Annotated in this window: 21 protein-coding genes; 4 read left to right on the forward strand and 17 right to left on the reverse strand. The window is 60.2% G+C overall.

All coding sequences use genetic code 11. The features are described from left to right. Positions 1–32: 32 nt before the first annotated feature. From leuS to D1159_RS07960, 5 genes are all read right to left on the reverse strand, one after another. A complete protein-coding gene (leuS, locus tag D1159_RS07940; protein ID WP_161845197.1) occupies positions 33–2,459 on the reverse strand; it encodes a leucine--tRNA ligase in 2,427 nt (808 codons plus the stop codon). A gap of 170 nt (positions 2,460–2,629) precedes the next feature. Further along, positions 2,630–2,974, reverse strand: a complete 345-nt coding sequence (locus tag D1159_RS07945; RefSeq protein ID WP_161845135.1) for a hypothetical protein — start codon at positions 2,972–2,974, stop codon at positions 2,630–2,632. A 148-nt stretch (positions 2,975–3,122) separates the two neighbouring features. Further along, entirely contained in the window at positions 3,123–3,257 is a 135-nt protein-coding gene (locus D1159_RS20000; RefSeq protein WP_279280014.1) for a hypothetical protein, read from the reverse strand. A 625-nt stretch (positions 3,258–3,882) separates the two neighbouring features. Continuing rightward, complete coding sequence (locus D1159_RS07955; RefSeq protein ID WP_161845137.1) at positions 3,883–4,062, reverse strand: hypothetical protein; 180 nt, start codon at positions 4,060–4,062, stop codon at positions 3,883–3,885. A 272-nt stretch (positions 4,063–4,334) separates the two neighbouring features. Beyond that, positions 4,335–4,508 carry a ribbon-helix-helix protein, CopG family gene (locus D1159_RS07960; protein ID WP_161845138.1) on the reverse strand — a complete coding sequence of 58 codons (174 nt, stop codon included), beginning with the start codon at positions 4,506–4,508 and terminating at the stop codon, positions 4,335–4,337. A 620-nt stretch (positions 4,509–5,128) separates the two neighbouring features. On the opposite strand from D1159_RS07960, the gene D1159_RS07965 reads away from it, so the two are divergent. The 3 genes from D1159_RS07965 (at position 5,129) to galU (ending at position 7,180) form a co-directional block, all read left to right on the forward strand. Then, the gene (locus D1159_RS07965) at positions 5,129–5,659 is read left to right on the forward strand and encodes a QueT transporter family protein (RefSeq protein ID WP_161845139.1); all 531 of its coding nucleotides are present in this window, start codon (positions 5,129–5,131) and stop codon (positions 5,657–5,659) included. Positions 5,660–5,759: 100 nt separating this feature from the next. After that, positions 5,760–6,164 carry a hemerythrin family protein gene (locus D1159_RS07970; RefSeq protein ID WP_161845140.1) on the forward strand — a complete coding sequence of 135 codons (405 nt, stop codon included), beginning with the start codon at positions 5,760–5,762 and terminating at the stop codon, positions 6,162–6,164. A gap of 146 nt (positions 6,165–6,310) precedes the next feature. Further along, the gene (galU, locus tag D1159_RS07975; RefSeq protein ID WP_161845141.1) at positions 6,311–7,180 is read left to right on the forward strand and encodes a UTP--glucose-1-phosphate uridylyltransferase GalU; all 870 of its coding nucleotides are present in this window, start codon (positions 6,311–6,313) and stop codon (positions 7,178–7,180) included. Between the two features lie 45 nt (positions 7,181–7,225). On the opposite strand, the gene D1159_RS07980 is transcribed toward galU, so the two are convergent. From D1159_RS07980 to D1159_RS19160, 3 genes are all read right to left on the reverse strand, one after another. Next, positions 7,226–7,516 carry a hypothetical protein gene (locus D1159_RS07980; RefSeq protein ID WP_161845142.1) on the reverse strand — a complete coding sequence of 97 codons (291 nt, stop codon included), beginning with the start codon at positions 7,514–7,516 and terminating at the stop codon, positions 7,226–7,228. A gap of 83 nt (positions 7,517–7,599) precedes the next feature. After that, positions 7,600–8,325, reverse strand: coding sequence for a GntR family transcriptional regulator (locus tag D1159_RS07985; protein WP_161845143.1), 726 nt, complete (start codon positions 8,323–8,325; stop codon positions 7,600–7,602). 218 nt (positions 8,326–8,543) lie between these two features. Next, the gene (locus tag D1159_RS19160) at positions 8,544–9,590 is read right to left on the reverse strand and encodes a hypothetical protein (protein ID WP_202620991.1); all 1,047 of its coding nucleotides are present in this window, start codon (positions 9,588–9,590) and stop codon (positions 8,544–8,546) included. A 180-nt stretch (positions 9,591–9,770) separates the two neighbouring features. Here D1159_RS19160 and D1159_RS07990 point away from each other — a divergent pair, with 180 nt between their 5' ends. Next, positions 9,771–10,070: a helix-turn-helix transcriptional regulator gene (locus tag D1159_RS07990; protein ID WP_161845144.1), complete on the forward strand. Its 300-nt coding sequence runs from the start codon at positions 9,771–9,773 to the stop codon at positions 10,068–10,070. Positions 10,071–10,164: 94 nt separating this feature from the next. On the opposite strand, the gene D1159_RS07995 is transcribed toward D1159_RS07990, so the two are convergent. From D1159_RS07995 to D1159_RS08035, 9 genes are all read right to left on the reverse strand, one after another. Continuing rightward, positions 10,165–11,166 (reverse strand): NAD(P)H-dependent glycerol-3-phosphate dehydrogenase, encoded by a 1,002-nt coding sequence (locus D1159_RS07995; RefSeq protein ID WP_161845145.1) that lies wholly within the window; start codon positions 11,164–11,166, stop codon positions 10,165–10,167. A 36-nt stretch (positions 11,167–11,202) separates the two neighbouring features. After that, a complete protein-coding gene (locus D1159_RS08000; RefSeq protein ID WP_161845146.1) occupies positions 11,203–11,901 on the reverse strand; it encodes a glycerol-3-phosphate acyltransferase in 699 nt (232 codons plus the stop codon). A 14-nt stretch (positions 11,902–11,915) separates the two neighbouring features. Continuing rightward, positions 11,916–13,235 (reverse strand): ribosome biogenesis GTPase Der, encoded by a 1,320-nt coding sequence (gene der, locus D1159_RS08005; protein WP_161845147.1) that lies wholly within the window; start codon positions 13,233–13,235, stop codon positions 11,916–11,918. After that, a complete protein-coding gene (locus tag D1159_RS08010) occupies positions 13,232–14,653 on the reverse strand; it encodes a DUF512 domain-containing protein (RefSeq protein ID WP_161845148.1) in 1,422 nt (473 codons plus the stop codon). The genes der and D1159_RS08010 overlap by 4 nt, the downstream gene beginning before the upstream one ends. Before the next feature lie 133 nt (positions 14,654–14,786). Next, entirely contained in the window at positions 14,787–14,978 is a 192-nt protein-coding gene (rpmF, locus tag D1159_RS08015) for a 50S ribosomal protein L32 (RefSeq protein ID WP_161845149.1), read from the reverse strand. A 47-nt stretch (positions 14,979–15,025) separates the two neighbouring features. After that, the gene (locus D1159_RS08020) at positions 15,026–15,532 is read right to left on the reverse strand and encodes a DUF177 domain-containing protein (protein WP_161845150.1); all 507 of its coding nucleotides are present in this window, start codon (positions 15,530–15,532) and stop codon (positions 15,026–15,028) included. Between the two features lie 73 nt (positions 15,533–15,605). Beyond that, positions 15,606–16,448, reverse strand: coding sequence for a fumarate hydratase (locus tag D1159_RS08025; RefSeq protein ID WP_161845151.1), 843 nt, complete (start codon positions 16,446–16,448; stop codon positions 15,606–15,608). Positions 16,449–16,475: 27 nt separating this feature from the next. Continuing rightward, positions 16,476–17,630, reverse strand: a complete 1,155-nt coding sequence (locus D1159_RS08030; protein WP_161845152.1) for an amidohydrolase — start codon at positions 17,628–17,630, stop codon at positions 16,476–16,478. Positions 17,631–17,809: 179 nt separating this feature from the next. Beyond that, positions 17,810–19,165, reverse strand: a complete 1,356-nt coding sequence (locus D1159_RS08035; protein WP_161845153.1) for a trypsin-like peptidase domain-containing protein — start codon at positions 19,163–19,165, stop codon at positions 17,810–17,812. Positions 19,166–19,177 lie beyond the last annotated feature (12 nt).

A 19,177-nucleotide genomic window follows, 5' to 3' on the forward strand; every position in this document is an offset into this window, starting at 1 on the left:
CGCTCCCCCTCCGCTGCCTCAAATCATGTGGCTTACTTCTTAAAGATCAGGTTGACCAGCTTGTTTTTCACCAGAATGGTCTTGAAGAGCTTGAGCCCCTCGGCGGCCTTGGCCACCTTGTCCAGCTTCATGGCCTCGGCCACGATGGTCTCCTCGCTGCTGTCCATGGGGACCACCACGGTGCCCTTCAGCTTGCCCGCCACCTGGACGGCGATGGTCACCTCGCTGGCCACGGTCTTGCTCTCGTCGTAGGCGGGCCACGCCTGCCGGCAGGCCATGCCCCGCTCCTTGGCGAAGCCCAGGCGCTCCCACAGCTCCTCCGCCATATGGGGGGCGAAGGGGGAGAGCATCAGCAGCAGGGCGCCCATGTCCCCCTTGGAGCAGCCGTTGGCGTAGAAGTCGTTGACCAGGGCCATCAGCGCGGCAATGGCGGTGTTGAACTTCATGGCCTCGATGTCGGCGGACACCTTTTTAATGGCCTTGTGGACGGCGCTCTCGTTGGCGGCGGTGTAGTCCAAACCGCCGGCGCAGCTCTCTGCCAAGTTCCACACCCGGTCCAGGAAGCGCTTGCAGCCCTTAACGGCGTTGTCGCTCCAGGCGGCGGCCTTCTCAAAGTCGCCGATGAACATAATATACAGCCGCATGGTGTCCGCGCCGTACTGGGCCACCACGTCGTTTGGATTGATGACGTTGCCCCGGCTCTTGGACATCTTCTCCCCGCCCTCGCCCAGGATCATGCCGTGGCTGGTCCGCTTCTGATAGGGCTCCTTGGTGGGCACCACGCCGATGTCGTAGAGGAATTTATGCCAGAAGCGGGAGTAGAGCAGGTGGAGGGTGGTGTGCTCCATGCCGCCGTTGTACCAGTCCACCGGGGACCAGTAGTCCAGCGCCTCCTTGGAGGCCAGCGCCTTGTGGTTGTGGGGGTCCATATAGCGCAGGAAGTACCAGGAGGACCCCGCCCACTGGGGCATGGTGTCGGTCTCCCGCTTGGCGGGGCCGCCGCAGCAGGGACAGGTGGTGTTCACCCAGTCCGTCATCTTGGACAGGGGGGACTCGCCGTCGTCGGTGGGCTCATAGGAGTCCACATCCGGCAGCAGCAGGGGCAGGTCCGCCTCCGCCATGGGCTGCCAGCCGCACGTTTCGCAGTACACCATGGGGATGGGCTCCCCCCAGTACCGCTGGCGGGAGAACACCCAGTCACGCAGCTTATAGTTGACCTTGGCCTTGCCGATGCCCTTCTCCTCCAGCCATTGGGTGATGACGGGAATGGCGTCCTTCACGGTCAGGCCGTCCAAAAAGTCGGAGTTGACCAGAATCCCAGTCTCGTCCTTGGCGGTAAAGGCCGCTTTCTGCACATCCTCCCCGCCGGAGACCACCTCAATAATCTCACAGCCGAATTTTTTGGCGAACTCCCAATCCCGCTCGTCGTGGGCGGGCACCGCCATAATGGCGCCGGTGCCGTAGGTAGACAGCACGTAGTCTGAGATAAAGATGGGGATTTCCCGGCCGTTCACCGGGTTGACGCCCCTCACGCCGCCCAGCTCCACGCCGGTCTTCTCCTTGTTGAGCTCGGTGCGCTCCAGGTCGGATTTGGACGCGGCGGCGGCCTGGTAGTCCTTCACCGCCTGGATGTTTTTCACCAGGCCCTGTTCCATCCAGCGCCTCACCAGCTCGTGCTCCGGAGACAGCACCATGTAAGTGGCGCCGAAGAGGGTATCCGGCCGGGTGGTGAAGACCACAATATCGTCCCCGGTGGTGGCCTTGAAGACCACCTCCGCCCCGGTGGAGCGGCCGATCCAGTTCTTCTGCTGGATCTTCACCCGCTCGATGAAGTCCAGATCGTCCAGGTCGTCGATGAGCCGCTGGGCGTACTCGGTGATCTTCAGCATCCACTGGCTCTTCTCCTTGCGGATGACCGGGGCGCCGCACCGCTCGCACACGCCCTCCACCACTTCCTCGTTGGCCAGCACGCACTTGCAGGAGGTACACCAGTTCACCGGCATGGTGGCCTTGTAGGCCAGGCCCTTTTTCCACAGCTGGAGGAAGATCCACTGGGTCCACTTGTAGTAATTGGGGTCGGTGGTGTTGACCTCCCGATCCCAGTCGAAGGAGTAGCCCAGCATTTGCAGCTGGCCCCGGAAATTCTCAATATTGTCGTGGGTCACCTTGGCGGGGTGGATGTGATTTTTAATGGCGTAGTTCTCCGTGGGCAGGCCAAAGGCGTCGTACCCCATGGGGAAGAGCACATTATAACCGTCCATGCGGCGCTTGCGGGCCACCACGTCCATGGCTGTATAGGGCCGGGCATGTCCCACGTGCAGGCCCTGGCCGGAGGGGTAGGGGAACTCCACCAGGGCGTAAAACTTGGGCTTGCCGCTCCCCTCCTCCGTCTTATAAGCGCCGCTGTCCAGCCATTTTTTCTGCCACTTGGGTTCGATGGATGCGAAATCGTACTTCAACGCTATCACGCTCTCTTAAAAATGATCAGTTCCGGCCGCTTCCGCCCCGCTTTGGGGCCGCTCCGGTGTTCAGCAGACCTCATTATATCGAAAACAGCCGCCCAATGCAAGCCGCGCGCCCCATAAATTCCAAAAAGCGCGTCCATTGGGCGGGATGTCCCCCCGCCAGGCTACCGCTCCAGCAGATATTGGGACATCTCCACCGGCCGGCCCAGGGCGTAGAGCAGCCGGAGCGCCGTCCGGAAGCCGTACAAGACCGCCGCGTCGCAGTTGGAGCAGGCATAGGCGCCAATCTCCTCCCACAGCCGTTCCACAGCCGCCTCGTCCGCCGAGCCGCTAAGGGCCGCCACACAGTTCTCCACGCCCCGCCTGGCCGACAGAATCATGGGGTCCCGCTGCTGAATCCGGCCCCACTCCTCCGTCCGATCCATACAGCCCATCACGTCGTCGAGCAGGTCAAACCCATCGGTCAGCTTCAACCCCTCGAGTTCCGTTGCGATATTTTTCTTTGTCATATAAAATTCCTCCTTGAATTTCCCCAGGAGGAATGATAGAATAGATTTATCACTTCTCCTTGTGCTTGGCCTCTGGGGCAATCCCCCATGGGCCCTGGGGTTGTGTCTGGGGCACCCGATTTGCTTGTCAGGCGGCGGGTGTCCCCCTTTACTTTTTTTCAAAATACTCGTTGCATACCATGCGTACCAGCCCGGCCATTGAGATTCCAAGCCGTTTCGCCTCATCCTGTAGCTTCTGGTACAGGTCAGACGGTATTTTGATATTTAAGTTTTTGTCGTTCATACTACCCTCCTTTTAGAGCTATTTCACTGCAACTTTGCGAGGTAGTCAATATGAAATTCCTCCTTGAAATTCCAAGGCGGGTCTGATAGAATAGATTTATCAAACCGCCTTGGTTTCTGCCTTGGCACCTTGGTTTGGTGAGATAAGGGTAGTCGCTTTCTTTAGACGGTGGGCGGCTACTCTTATTCTTTTTGTGCCAAAAGCAGGTGTATCCCTCTACGGACTGCCTCGCCCCGTGTGATTCCTTGCGTTTCGCAGTATTGACACAGCTTTTTTTCTGTTTCAGGGTCAATCCGGATGGTCAAGTTAATCCCTTTCGGGTTTTCTACTTTCGGCCTTCCAGTCCTTGGCGACATTCCATCACCTCACTTTTCGCCTTGCTTTTAATATACTTTACGAAAGGCAAAAAGTCAATCTATTTTTAAGTTAAAATTTGAACCAATACCGGCTGTACGGTTTCCCGCTCGTATGCCAGTCTTGCAAATCCCTAAACTCTCTTCCGTTCCTCTGACATAAGGGGATTTCTCCTTGAAATTCCAAGGCGGGTCTGATAGAATAAATTTATCAAACCACCTTGGTTTGGTGAACAGGGTGCTGGTGGGACTTTCTCGGGGTCGCCAGCACTCTATTTTTTGTCCAGACTGGCCTTTACCAACTGAATTCCTTTTTCGATCACACCGACGCGTGAGATTTCCAATGCATCTGCACATTCCTGTAAATCTTTTGCTGTCTGTTCTGTTATGCGGATGTTCATTTTCACGCTTTTCGGATTTTCAATTGGGGGCCTCCCGGTTCTGGGCGACATCTGTTCACCTCCTCGATTTCTCGCCTCTGCAATTATTATATTACCGCCTCTACAGAAAGTCAATCTATTTTTGGAAGAAAATTTGAACTAATACTGGCTGTACGGTTTCCCGCTCGTATGCCAGTCTTGCAAATCCCTAAACTCTCTTCCGTTCCTCTGACATAGGGGATTCCTCCTTGAAATTCCGAGGCGGGTCTGATAGAATAGATTTATCAAACCACCTTGGTTTGTGTCATAAGACAGTCCGTAACTTTCTGGGGTGGCGGGCTGTCTTATTTTTTGATGTCCGGCTCCAACCGCTTGATCCCTCGCCGTATTGCCTCCATTTGGCTGATGCCTTCCTGTCTGGCGTATTGGTCAAGTATCTTTTTCCCTTCCTCATCTACTCGAACCGTCAGCTTATACGGCTTTGGGTTATCAGTGGGCCGTCCAGTCCGCGGGGACATTTCATCACCTCACTTTCGACAGTCATAATAATACACTAGTGACCGTCAAAAGTCAACCTATTTTTACGCATCTTTTTGTATTTTGTATGTATGTTTGCCTGTAACACTCATGGCAGTTCCAGTTGATCTTTGCAGGATGATATGGTATGCTGACCATAGGAAAGGATTACCTTTCAGCGTTGCCATAAGGCAGGCGGCTTCTCCCCTGGACCAGGGGGCGGCTTCTGCTCCCTGATCTTAATGAAAGGGGGGCTGCCCAGTGAGTACATCAGAGGTCTTGCAGTTATGTCTCGTTATCATTGGTATCTGCGGCCTGTTCATCCAGGGTAAAAAGAAGTAACCGCCCCTCCTCCCACAGAGTGCGGTTACTTCTTTTTTAGTAATTTGTCCAGGGGCTGACCGTCTGCCGGCAACGCCCTTTCTGTATGCTCAGTATAACCGCATCCCGCCCCGTTGTCAAGGCCCGCAGCCCCTTTTTCCACTTTACAACGTCTGAAAACAATGCTATAATCCCTCCCGACTGGTTTCCACATCCAGTCCAAGCGCGGCGCTGCCGCGTTCGTTCGGCGGGGCAGTCCCCCCGATCCGTTCTCTAAACAAAAAATGGGAGGAAACAGAATATGAAACACAGTTCCGTCAGGCAGATCACCCTGGCCGCCATGGTGGCGGCCCTGTACGCCGTCCTCAGCTATTTTGGCAATCTATTCGGGCTGACCTACGGCCCCATTCAGTGCCGGTTCTCCGAGGCCCTGTGCGTACTGCCCTTTCTCTTTCCCGCCGCCGTCCCCGGCCTGTTCATCGGCTGTCTGGTCACCAACCTGATGAGCACCGTGGGCCCGCTGGACATTGTGCTGGGCTCCCTGGCCACCCTGCTGGCCGGGTATCTCACCGCCAAAATGCCCAGCCGCTGGCTGGCCCCGCTGCCGCCGGTGATCTGCAACGGCGTTATTGTGGGCGCCATGCTGGCCTGGTATGAGACTGGCTTCGGCCCCGGCTTCTGGGGCTTGTTCGCTTTCCACGGCGCCACGGTGGCCCTGGGCGAGCTGCTGGCCTGCTACATACTGGGCTCCCTGCTGCTGACAGCGCTGCCCAAGGTGCCTTACTTTCAGGCAATGATGCCGAAGATCCGCCTGGCCCCAAAGGGAAACTAGAAATCCGCGCACGTTGATTGAATCAGAGCTTCCCGAGCGTTTTTATTCTCAACGGGAGAATGCTGGCATATCATTTTACTTTTTGTTGGGAGTTGTTTCTATGAAGTACGAACTGACAAAAGCGCTGGAGACCGGAAATGCGGTTATCGACCGGGAGCACGGAGAGCTGTTCCAGGCAGTCAACCGTTTAATGGATGCGTGCGGCAAGGGCCAGGGACGCACTGCGCTGGAGCCCTCCGTCAAATTCCTTCTGGACTATGTGGACCGGCACTTTTCTCACGAGGAGCAGCTCCAGCAAAAAAGCGGCTATCCCGGCATGGCCGCCCACAAGGCCTTTCATGCGGGGTACACAAAGACGCTGCGGGAGATTGTATCTCAGATCCCCGCCGCCGGCCCCACGGTCGCGGACGTAGGGCGGCTGAACGGACACATCGCCGTTCTCATCGGCCATATCCGTACAGAGGATAAAAAGCTGGGCGGGTTTTTAAAGCAGTCCAGTTTATAACCGGCGAGCGCCGCTGTCTCTTTTCGAGGAAGAGGGACAGCGGCTTTTCTTCTGGGGAACCGCTGGTTTTTTGGGGAAAATTATGGTACAATACTCCGGTATCATAAACTTACCGGTTCTGATTTTATTTTAGGAGGTTTTCAGCCGTGAAAGTACGCAAGGCCGTCATTCCCGCCGCCGGGCTGGGCACCCGGATGCTCCCCGCCACCAAGACCGTGCCTAAAGAGATGCTGCCTATGGTGGACAAGCCGGTCATTCAGTATATCATCGAAGAGGCGGTTGCCGCCGGGATTGAGGATATCCTTATCGTCACCAACCGGGCCAAATCCGCCATGGACGACTATTTTGACTATTACCCTGAACTGGAGACCCGTCTGAACCAGGCTGGGAAGGAGCGGGAGCTTATCGAGGTCCGCCGGGCCGCCGACCTGGCCAATATCTTCTACGTCCGGCAGAAGGAGACCAAGGGTCTGGGCCACGCCATCTGGCGTGCCAAGCGCTTTGTAGGGGACGAGCCCTTCGCCGTGCTGCTGGGGGACGACATCATGCGGGCCAAAAAGCCCGTCACGGCCCAGCTGGTGGAGGCCGCAGAAAAGTACAACGCCTGCGCGGTGGGGGTGCAGAAGGTGAGCACCGAGGCCATCTCCAAGTACTCCTCCGTCAAGGTTTCCCCCCTGGAGGAGCGCATCTTCTCCGTCTCCGACATGAATGAGAAGCCCCGGCCGGAGCAGATTTTTTCCAACTACGCCATATTGGGCCGCTATGTCCTCACCCCCGCCATCTTTGGCATTCTGGAAAACGTCCGTCCCGGCTACGGCGGGGAGATCCAGCTTACCGACGGCCTGCGGGAGCTGTGCCTCCGGGACAAGATGGTGGCGGTGGACTTTGAGGGCCGGCGCTATGACACCGGCAATCTCAACGGCTTTCTGGAGGCCACCATTGACTTTGCCCTGGATCACCCTGCCACCGGCCCCTGGCTCCGGCGCTTCATCCGGGAGAAGGCCGCACAGCTGTAACAACGAAGGGGAGGAACCGAAACCGGTTCCTCTCCTTATTTTTGCTCAGCTAATCTGGATCTCCTTCATCTGGTCGGGAAAGAAGGCGTTGTCCAAATCATACTTGTTGTGGGAGGTAGAGTCCCGCAGAACCCGGCCCTCCAGGGAGTAGAAGCAGATAAACCGGCGGCCGTCCACCGTGCTCCAGTGCTCCACATCCCAGGTCAGATAGCCGTCCTCGTCGGTCTTCTTCTCCTTGAGGAAGAGATCCACCTGGCGGTTATTGAGCATCAGGTCAATCAGCCCCTGGCGGTCCACCTCCAACTCCTGCTTGTGTACGGTATCATAGGCTTTCATCAATGATTCCCCCCGTCTTTTTATTGACAGATCCTATTATAATGCCCCCAGGGCAAAACTGCAACCCCGGAAAACATCCGCCGCTACCGGCCCAGATCCCAGTTTTGCAGTGTGCGCAGGCGGTAGTACTCCGGGTTGAAATAGTGCGTATTGCACACCACCGGGTCGTCGGCCACATCGTAGAATACCTGGTGAGAGCAGTCAATGGCGGCGCCCTCCTCCATCTGCAAAATCTCCGCCAGCTCACCCTGCACCACCATAGGCTCATACTCGTTCAGGGCGTGGGCCACATCCCGGTTCATATAGTCCCGGATAAGCACATGGATATATCGAAAGCTCATATGCTCTACATCCCTGCGGATCAGATAGGCCGCGGGAACGCGCATCACGGTATAGACCGCCGGGTTCCCGTCGGCCAGATACATCAGGCGGTTGACCAGCACCTCTTCCCCGGGCTCCAGGTTCAGGATCTTGGCGTCCTCCTCCTCCGCGGGCTGCCACGCCTGGCTGAGCAGCTTAATGCTGGGCTGGCAGCCCTTGCGCTTGATGTACTCGGTGAAGTAGTAGCTGCGGTTCTCGTAGTCCAACGTGCTGGGATGGACGTAGTTGCCGGAACCGTGCCGCTTGGTGATATATCCCTCCAAAGCCAGCATCATCAGCGACTCCCGCAGGGTTACCAGGCTGATGCCCAGGCGGTTGGCCAGGGCCGCCTCCGAGGGCAGCTTGTTCTTCTCAAAGGTCTCTGTGCGGAAAATTTCCAGTATTTTGTTCTTAATGGCTACATAGGCGCTGTAATTGGTTCTTGACATGCTCTCTTCCCCCTTCTGCATGGGACGGAATTACGCTGCATCACAGGAATCTTCATATCTCTATAATAATCCAAAACAGCGCTGTTACAACCATAACGCAAAAACTACAGAATGTCAATATTGGACAAAAAATTTTACTTGTCTAAAAAATAACTATCGCTTTGCACCAAAAAGCAGGGCCCGGTGAAAACCGGGCCCCGTTTAGCTTAGATTTATCCTTATTTTCCCCTGTACAGGTACTCCTGACCGCCGAAGAAAAAGGTCAGTTCCGCTTCGTTTCCCGTCACCGTCTTGGGCACTTCAATCAGATAGTAGAAATGCCGGGTGGTCAGGGGCGCGATGTCCTCATATCCGGAGAAACCGGCCCCGTCTTCCTCCTCCACCACCACAAATCCGGTGTAGGTGTATTTCCCTTGGTAGGTGGCCTTGATGCCTGCAAAGGTGTCCGCGTCCTTGGCGCTGCTCTGAAGGTTGGTGATGTCGTACTTCACCACCAGGTAAGTATTGCTGGCGCTGTCCACCTGGTAGTGCCGGTAGGAGCCGCTGGTATTGGAGGGAAGGAGATCGTCGGTATACGCTATTCCGTTGAATACCATGGTGGCGAAGTCCTCCTTCTCCACCGTCTGCCCCACGGTGAGGGTGGGGGCGCTGCGCACCGTCTCTCCCACGGTGTAGTCGCAGGTATACTCGGTTCCGTTGACCTCCAGGTACAGCTTCAGCGCCCCCGCGTTCTCCGGGACGGAGACCGCGCAGTGGAAGCGCACCGCGGACAGGGGCGTGATATCGGCCCAGGTGTCCAAATCGCTTCCGTCGCCGCTCTCCACCACATAGAGGGCGTCGGTGTACTCGGTGCCGTCCGGCGCCACCGCCCGTATGGTCATCCACTCACTGCAGCTCACCGCCGCCGTCCCGGTATTTACCGCGTCCAGCACCACATCTACATAGACCTTTCCGCTGTCGCTTTCGTAGTAATAACCTCCCAGGGGGCTCTCCACCCGATTTCCAGAGGATACCTTCACCAGGGTAAAATCGGCGTAGTCCGCTTGGGTGTTCTCCGTGTCCAGGGTCAAGGGCTGTTCCTTCCCTGGCAGATCCATGCTTACCTCCGGCGCGGGGGACGCGCTCCCCTCCGGCGCGGGGGACGCGCTCCCCTCCGGCGCGCCGGACGCCGCCGGCGCCGGGGCGCCGCTCCCTCCGCAGGCGCTCAGACACACACACAGTGCCAGCGCCAAAAGGAGGTTTTTTCCCTGTCTTATTCCGCTCATTTCTCTCTTCCTTTCTCTGGTTTTTGCCTAAGGGCAGATTCTTTTCATAATTATAGCGGTACAACGCCGAATTGTCAACTATTTCAGGATTTTGTTCTGCAATCCTGTCCTTCTTTTTTGTAAAATAGTCCCATAATTAAGAGTCCGCCTCCGGGCGGATTTCCAGACAGGGGGCGCTTCATGTACTTGCCAGCCATCGGGAGTAAAATCAGACAGCTGCGCCGGCAGCGGAATCTCTCACAGGTTGCCCTTGCCGCTCAGCTTGGCGTTTCCAAATCCGTTGTCAGCTCCTACGAAAACAGCGTACACCTTCCCCCCTATGACATTTTGATTCAGCTGGCCCAAATCTTCGGGGTCAGCACCGACTATCTGCTGGGCGCCCCAAACAGCCGGACCATCAATGTGGACGGCCTCACCGACAGCCAGGTAGAGGCTGTGGCTATGATTGTCAACGAACTGAAAACCGCGGGGAGAAAATAACGGCTCGTATTTATTTTTTGCCGTTCCGCCTGTTCCCCACACAAAAAACCGTCCGGTCAGAATTTCTGACCGGACGGTTTCATGTCATTCTGTTTTACACCCAGCTGTCCTCAATCTCGTGCTTCTTGGCCCGGGTCATCAGCTCCGTGAGGACCGTCCGGGGATCCTTGCCCTCATACAGCACACTGTAGGCCGCCTGGGTGATGGGCATCTCCACTCCGGCCTTCTCCGCCAGCTCCCTGCCGGTGGCGGCGGCGTAGTAGCCCTCCACCACGGCGCCGATCTGCCGGCGCGCCTCCTCCACCGGCACCCCCTGTCCGATAAGGATGCCGCACCGGCGGTTGCGGGAGTGCATGGAGGTACAGGTGACAATCAGGTCGCCCACGCCGGTGAGACCGGCAAAGGTCTCCTTCTTCCCCCCCATGGCTACCCCCAGCCGGGCGATCTCCGTTAATCCCCGGGTCATCAGGGCGGCCTTGGTGTTGTCGCCAAAGCCCATGCCGTCGCAGCAGCCGGCGCACAGGGCGATGATGTTCTTCAGCGCCGCCCCCAGCTCCACCCCGATGATATCGGGGGAGGTGTACACCCGGAAGCGCTGGTTCATAAACACGTCCTGCACCAGCTCCGCCGCCCCCTGGTCCGCCGAGGCGGACACCACGGCGGTGGGCACATGGCGGCCCACCTCCTCCGCGTGGGAGGGCCCGCACAGGGCCACCACCGGGAAGTCCGGCCCCAGCTCCTGGGCGATGGCGTCGGTGAGGGTCAGAGAGGTATCCTTCTCAATGCCCTTGGACACGGAGACCACCACCGTCCCCTTGTCCAGCAGGGGGGCCAAGCTCCTGGCGGTGGTACGCACCGCAAAGGAGGGCGTTGCCAGCACCACCATCTGACAGCCCTTGACGCAGTCCATATCGCTGGTCAGCGTCAGCTCCGGCGGCAGGGCCACCCCCTTCAGCATGGGGTTCTCCCCGGTCTGCCGCAGCACAGCGGATTCCTCTTTGCAGTAAGACCACAAGGTCACGTCGTTTCCGTTTTCCAGCAGCACCAGGGCCAGAGCCGTCCCCCAGCCGCCGCTGCCCAAAACCACAGCCTTCATGGTGTTTTCCTCCTTTTGTCCCGTCAAGCTGTCACTTTATGATGGGTCTTTTTTCTTGTGCAGGGAGAACCTGGACTCCTCTCCCCGGATCAGCCGCCTGATGTTTCCCCGGTGCTTCCAAAGAATAAGCCCCCCCAGAAGCGCCGCCATTACCGTCAGCACCGGGCTGCGGTAGACAAACCAGGTAGCGAAGGGAAAGCTGGCCCCCGCCCAGCAGGAGCCCAGAGAGATATACCGGGTGAGCGCCGCCAGAAGGAGAAAGCCCCCCCATACCACCAGGGCAATCCGCCAGTCGATCAGAATGGCGATGGCTCCGCCGGAGAGGATCCCCTTGCCCCCCTTGAACTTGAACATACAGGGGAACATGTGCCCCAGCAGGCAGAAGGCCCCGGCCCAGTACTTGCCCAGCACGGGCCACACCGCCGCCCAGTCCGGATAGACCGCCGTCCCGGCGAAGATCCACTGGCCCAGCAGCACCGCCGCCACCGCCTTGAGCACGTCGGTGAGAATCACCACAAAGGTCAGACCGCCGCCGAAGGTGCGGTGGAAGTTGGTCAGTCCCGCGTTGCCGCTGCCGTGGGTACGCACGTCGTCCCGCAGGATATACTTGGACACGATGACCGCGCCGTTGAAGCACCCCAGAAAATAGGACGCCACCGCCACAGCCGCCAGACACAGTGCAATCACATTGTTTGACACGCCGCCGGGCATCGGTACCGGCATGGTTGCCAGCATGGCCGCTCCCCCCTTTAACTGTCGCCCTTCTGCCGGATGGTCAGCCGCACGGGCGTCCCCTCCAGGCCGAAGGTATTTCGGATCTGATTTTCAAGATACCGCTGGTAGGAGAAGTGGAAGAGCTTGGCGTCGTTGCAGAAGCAGACGAAGTGAGGGGGGCGCACTCCCACCTGAGTCATATAAAATACCTTCAGCCGCCGCCCCTTGTCGCTGGGGGGCTGGACCCGCTGGGTGGCGTCGGCCAGCAGGCTGTTGAGCATCCCGGTGGTAATGCGCATGGCGGCCTGGCCGTCCACGTAGCAGATCAGCTCAAACAGCCGGTCCACCCGCTGTCCGGTGAGGGCGGAGATGAACACAATGGGCGCGTAGGACATGTAGCTCAGGTCCCGGCGCACTTCCTCCCGCATCCGGTCCATGGTCTTATCGTCCTTCTCCACCGCGTCCCACTTGTTGACCACAATGACGCAGGCCTTCCCCGCCTCATGGGCCAGACCGGCCACCTTGGTGTCCTGCTCAGTGACGCCCTCGTTGGCGTCAATCAGAATCAGACATACGTCGCTGCGCTCAATGGCCATGGCGGCCCGCAGGACGGAGAATTTCTCAATGGGGTCGTCCACCTTGGACTTTTTCCGCATACCGGCGGTGTCGATGAAGAGGAATTTCCCCTTTTCGTTCTCAAAATAGCTGTCCACGGCGTCCCGGGTGGTCCCCGCCACGTTGGAGACGATCACCCGCTCCTCCCCCAGAATGCGGTTGACCAGGCTGGACTTGCCCACGTTGGGCTTGCCGATGACCGCCACCTTGATGACGTCCTCCTCCGGCTCCTCCTCCCCCTCGGGGGGGAAGTACTCCATACAGGCGTCCAGCAGGTCGCCGGTGCCGTGGCCGTGGACGGCGGAAACCGGAGTGGGATCCCCCAGGCCCAGGTTGTAGAACTCATAAATATCCGGGTTGGTGCGGCCCACCTGATCCATCTTGTTCACCGCCAGCACCACCGGCTTCCCCGACTTGAGCAGCAGCTTTGCCACCTCATAATCGGAAGCGGTGAGCCCGGTCTTGATGTCGCACAGGAAGACAATCACGTCTGCGTTCTGGATGGCAATCTCCGCCTGCTGGCGCATGAAGGACAGAATCTCGCTGTCCGTCCCCGGCTCAATTCCGCCGGTGTCCACAATGTCGAAGGTACGGCCCCGCCACTCGCACTGGGCGTACAGCCGGTCCCGGGTGACGCCGGGGGTATCCTCCACAATGGACAGGCGCTGGCCGCACAGCTTATTGAACAGCATGGACTTGCCCACATTGGGCCGGCCCACAATGGCAACTAATGGTTTCATGGTCTCTCTCCTTCTGTTCCGGCGCCGCCCTGCGGCGGGTTGTAGCGGTAAAATTCCTCTTCAGGGCCTGCCGGCGCCTCTTCCGCCACCCAGATAGCCTCCCCGCCGCTCCAGTCCTCCTCCAGAATGGCGTCCAGCAGGGCGCCGCCGTCCTGGTCCACGGCGGTAACCGGCACCCCCAGGGCCTGCTCCACCTGCTCCACGGTCACGTCGTCCAGAAAGACCCGCTCCTTGTGGCGCAGCATATTTTGGGGGATGAGCAGCCGCTCCCCCAGCGGCCGGCCCTTCAGCTGGCTGATGAGATCGCTCCCCGTCACCAGCCCGGCCACGTTAATCTCCTCCCCAAAGAAGCGGTTCACAATGGGGACCACCTGCCCCCGCACCTGCGGACACCGCTGGGCCACCAGCCCCACCAGCTTTTCCAGCAGCGGGGCCGCAGAGACCCCGGTGGCGATGGTAAAGGGGCTGGGGTGCTCATCCCCCACGGCGGCGGCCAGGGCGGAGCGGAATTCGCTCTCCAGCAGGCGGAGCATTCCCACTCCATTTTCCAGCTGGGTGAAGTCCTCATAAAATTCCTCCTCCGGCAGGGGACGGCCCGCCTTGAGATAAAACTCGTCGGAGCACCAGATCAGCCGGGTGCCCAGCCGCTCCAGACACTGGGCGCCGAATTCCTCCACCTGGTCCAGAGCTGCGGCGGCGCTCTGGGGGGTATAGGGCTCCAAGGAGGTCAGGCCCGAGCGGAATTTGGTCAGACCCACCGGCACCACCGACACGCTGTTCACCCCAGGGTGCAGACTGGCCAGATCCTCCATGGTCCGCTGAAGGGCCGCCCCATCGTTCCAGCCCGGGCAGGCCACAATCTGGCAATTCATCGTGATTCCAGCGGCGGCAAACCGGCGCATATGGTCAAAGCACTCCCCCGCCCGCCGGTTTTTCAGCAGGGCGGCGCGAAGCTCCGGGTCCGTGGCGTGAACCGACACGTTGATGGGACTGATGCGCAGATCCACAATCCGATCCAGCTCCCGCTGGGACAGATTGGTCAGGGTGATATAGTTCCCCATCAGGAAGGACAGCCGGGCGTCGTCGTCCTTGAAGTACAAAGTGTTCCGCATTCCCGGCGGCATCTGGTCCACAAAGCAGAAGATGCAGTGGTTGGCGCAGGAGCGGGCCCGGTCCATCAGATAGGTCTGAAAATTCAGGCCCAGATCCTGGCCCTCCGCCTTTTTGAGTTTTACCGTCCGGACGCGGCCTTCCGCCTCCAGAGTCAGCTCCAGCCGGGCGTCATAAGTGTGGTATTTGTAGTCCAGCACGTCGGCGATGGGGTGGCCGTTCACCTGGCGCAGCGTCTCCCCCGGGCGCACCCCCGCCCGGGCCGCGGGACTCCCCCGGTCCACCGATTGGATTTTCGTCAGGCTCACAATACCGCTCCTTCTCTGGAGTATTTTCTATCTGGTTTATTTTAATACAAAACCCCTTCTGCCGCAACCCTACAGTCTGTTTTCAGGCAAAAAGAAAGAGGGGATCTCTCCCCTCTCCCCTTTTGGGGCTTATTTACTTCGCCTCAGCCTCGGCCTTTACCAGCTCGCGGCCGTTGTAGCTCATGCAGGACTTGCACATCCGATGCGGGAGCCGGAACGCGCCGCACTTGGGGCAGGTAGCAACACCGGGGGTCTCCAGCTTCCAGACGGAGCTGCGGCGCTTGTTGCGGCGCTGCTTGGACACTTTACTCTTAGGGACTGCCATTTATGACACCTCCTTAGGTCAATGCCCTTGGCCGGGCAAGTATTTTCTCAGTCGTCAGACTCTCTATCCAACAGCTGCGCCAGGGCAGCCAAACGTGGATCCACCTCGGGCCTGCACTGGCAGGGCCCGTCGTTCAGATTGGCGCCGCACCCGGCGCACAAACCCTTGCAGTCCTCTGAACAGACGTGCTTGGTGTCCATTGCAAGTACAAAAGCGGTGGTGAAGACCTCCGCCAGGTCGATCTCCCCGTCCTCCAGCAGCAGAATGCCGTCGTTTTCCTCGTCCTCCAGCTCCTCCGCCAGAAGGTGCTCCACCGGCACCCGCATCTTTTGGGAGAAGGGAGCCAGACAGCGGTCGCAGGTCAAATTCAGCCCGGCGGACACGGTCCCCTCCAGAATCAGGGCTCCGGCCATATTGCGCACCGCACCGCTCACCTCCACCGGAGCGGCCACAGGGGTCTCTCCCCCGAACTCCAGCCCGGACAGGTCCATCTGGAAGGAAAAGGGCGCCCGCATTCCCGGCGTACGGATCACTTCTTGGAGATTCAAACGCATACTGCACCTCTCACAATGTCACAGCAGGTATTATACCTAAAACCACAGCTGATGTCAATCTTTTTTTCCCACGTTACAGGACCGCCTGAGCGTGGCGGGTGACGTGACAGCCCAGGTTCACCGCGCAGGGCAGGCCGGCGATGTGGGTGGCGTGGGGCAGAATGCACACCGACAGGGCGGTGGTGCGGCCCCCCAGGCCCTGGGGGCCAACCCCAAGGGCGTTGATGCGCTCCAGGGCCTCCGCCTCCAGCCGGGCGTAGAAGGGGTCCTCACTGTGCTGATCCACCGGGCGCAGCAGCGCCTTTTTGGCCAGCAGGACAGCCGTCTCCGACGTTCCCCCCAGGCCTACCCCCACCACCACCGGGGGACAGGGGTTGGAGCCGGCCTTGGACACCGCCTTCACAATAAAGTCCACCACTTCCTGGGGCCCCACCGACGGCTTGAGCATCTCCAGGGCGGTCATGTTCTCGCTTCCAAACCCCTTGGGGGCCACGGTGAGGGTCAGGCGGTCCCCCTCCACCAACATCAGGTGGAGGATGGCGGGGGTATTGTCGTTGGTGTTCACCCGGCGCAGGGGATCCCTCACCACGGACAGACGCAGATGGCCCTCCACATAGCCCCGGGCCACCCCCTCGTTTACCGCGTCGTGCAGCAGCCCGCCGGCGATATGGCAGTCCTGCCCCAGCTCGGCAAAGACCACCGCCATTCCCGTGTCCTGGCAGATGGGCAGCCCCTTGGCTCCGGCAAAGCGGAAGTTCTCCTCCAGGTCCCCCAGAATGGCCCGGCCCACCGGGGAAGGCTCTGTCTCTGCCGCCTGGACAATCGCCTCCTGCAAATCCCGGGGCAGCCTGCAGTTGGCCTCAATACACAGCCCCCGGACGGCCTCTGCAATTTCCTCATAGCGGATCTCCCTCATTACGCCCTCTCCTCTCTTTCCTCTCCCTCAGCGCACCTGCACGCCGTCAATAAACACCGCCGTCACCTTGCTGCGCCAGTCCAGGGGCGGGCCGCTGAGCACCACCACGTCGGCGTCCTTCCCAGGGGTGAGGGTGCCCGCCCGCGCTCCGAGGCCGGCAATCTCCGCGGCGTCCCGGGTAATGGCCGCAAGGGCGTCCTCCTCTGCCATTCCCGCCCGCACGGCCATGGCCGCGCACAGGGGGAGATACTGAATGGGGGTCTCCGGGTGGTCGGTGCAGATGGCCACCTTTACCCCCGCTCTGGCCAGAATCACCGGGTTTTCCAGGCTCTGATTCAGCAGCTCCGGCTTGCTCCGGTCCCCCAGACAGGGGCCGGTGATCACCCGCGCCCCCTCGGCAGCCAGGCGGTCCGCCACCAAATGCCCCTCTGTCCCGTGGACCACCACGTAGTCCAGACCAAATTCCTTGGCAATGCGCACCGCGGTGGCGATGTCGTCCGCCCGGTGCGCGTGGAAGTGGGCGGGCAGCTTTCCCGCCGCCACCGGGGCCAGGGCTTCCAGCTTGGGATCGAAGTCGGGCATTTCCAGATCCGGGTCCGCCTCCGCCCGGTCCTGCTTGTCCCGGTACTCCACCGCCTTGGCCAGATATTCCCGGATGATGGCGGCGGTGGCCATGCGGGTGATGGGGGTCTCCTTGCGCTCGTTATACACTGATTTAGGATTCTCTCCCAGGGCGAATTTCATGGCCGCAGGGGCCTTCCGCACCATCTCGTCCACCCACCGGCCGCTGGTCTTCAGGGCGGCGAACTGGCCGGCGATGGGATTGGCGCTCCCCGGCCCGGTAAGCACGGTAGTGACGCCCCCCTGCCGGGCCTCCGCAAAGCAGCGGTCCAGGGGGTTAATCCCGTCCAGCCCCCGCAGCTGGGGCATGCAGGGGTCAGTGGACTCATTGCCGTCGTCGCCCTCAAAGCCCAGGCCGTCGCCGAAAAGCCCCAGGTGGCAGTGGGCGTCCACAAAGCCGGGGGTGATATGCCCTCCCCCAGCGTCCAGCCGCGGCCCCTCCCAGGGGGGCAGTTCCTCCATGGGACCCACCTGTTTAATCTTACCCCCCTCCAGCAGCACGAACCCCCGGGGCAGCACCGGCCCATCCATGGGGTGGATCACTCCGTTAAAAATCAGCATGACGGCGACACCTCTCGACAAAAGTTTTTATTGACATATATGGAAAATTAAGGTATATTATACTTGCAGCTCGGCCAATTTGGTCCGCCCCGGCGCTGGGCGCTTATTGCGAGGTATAAGCGCCCATTCCATTCTCTCTTATTTTTCTTTGGCGCCCCTGTTGACAGGGGCGCCCTTTTTTATTCCGTCGGCTCGTACTGTTCTATCAGCTCTACTTCCAGTGTGACATAGGTCCCGGACTGCCACACCCGCAGCGAGAGGGTGTCTCCCGGCTCCAGCCCCTCCTTCTCCGCCTCCAGGGCGGAGATCTCCGGGGTGGGCCGGCCGTTGACTGACACAATTATGTCCCCCGCCCTCAGGCCCTTTTTGTAGGCGTCGGATCTCTCATCCACAGTGACCACGCACAGGCCCGCAGGCGCGCCCGGATCGTCGCTGTAGTACTCCGACGGTCCGGCGGTAATGCCCAGCATTGCCCGCCCTGCCACCCGGCCGGCGGCGATGAGCTCATCCACCACGTCCTTGACGGTGGACGTGGGAATGGCGAAGCCCAGCCCCTCTATCGGCTCCCATATGGACCACATTTTCAGCGAGGTGACTCCCACCACCTGACCATACTGATTTACCAGCGCACCGCCGGAATTGCCGGGATTGATGGCGGCGCTGGTCTGGATCAGCTCCATCTGATAGCCGTCAATCTCCACCGGGCGGTTCAAGTAGGATATAATGCCGTCGGTCATGGTACCGGGGAGCTCTTCTCCCAGGGCGTTGCCGATGGCGAACACCGCGTCCCCGATCTGCAGCTCCTCCGAATCCCCGAACACCGCCGGCGTCAGCTCCCGGCCCTTGGCCTCCACCTTGAGCACCGCCAGATCGGTGGGCTGGTCGCTGCCCACCAGCTTGGCGTTGTACCAGCCGGAGCCGTCCAGCTCCTCCACGCTCACCCAGCGGGCCCCTTCGATCACATGGTGGTTGGTGAGGATGTACCCGCTGCGGGTGAAGACCACCCCCGTCCCCTGGGAAATCCCATCGTCCCCCATGGCCTCCACGCTGACAATGGAGGGGAGTACGTCGGCATAGATCTTCTGGGGGGGCAGTCCCTCCCCCTCAGGCCGGCCGGTCAGCAGCAGCACTGTGCCGTCCCCCAGGGGGGCCCGCTCCACCGTGGTCTTGGGCGGACGGCTGGCCGCAGGTCTTTCCTCCTTCTCCCAGTCCCCCTCGGGCCGGTCCTCCGGGCGCTCCCACTGGGAGACGCTCCCCGGAACGTCCCAGTACCGCAGCACCACCGCGCCCCCGATACCGCCCAAAATCAGCAGCACAAACAGGCCCAGGGAGATCCCCGCCCGGATCCGCCGGCCTGCGCCGGTCCTTCTCACCGGTCTGGGCGGCGGCAGGCGGCGGCGGACGGTATACACCCGGTCCGGCGGCGGGACAGGACGGCGGCGGACCACACCCTCCCCCGCGGCGGGGTACGCCGCCAGGCCGGTCTCCTCCGATCCTCTGTCCAGATCCGGCCGGTCATAAAAATAACTGTACAAACACACACCTCC

This window comes from Pseudoflavonifractor sp. 524-17 (genome assembly GCF_009935845.1).
Classification (GTDB): Bacteria; Bacillota; Clostridia; order Oscillospirales; family Oscillospiraceae; genus Pseudoflavonifractor_A.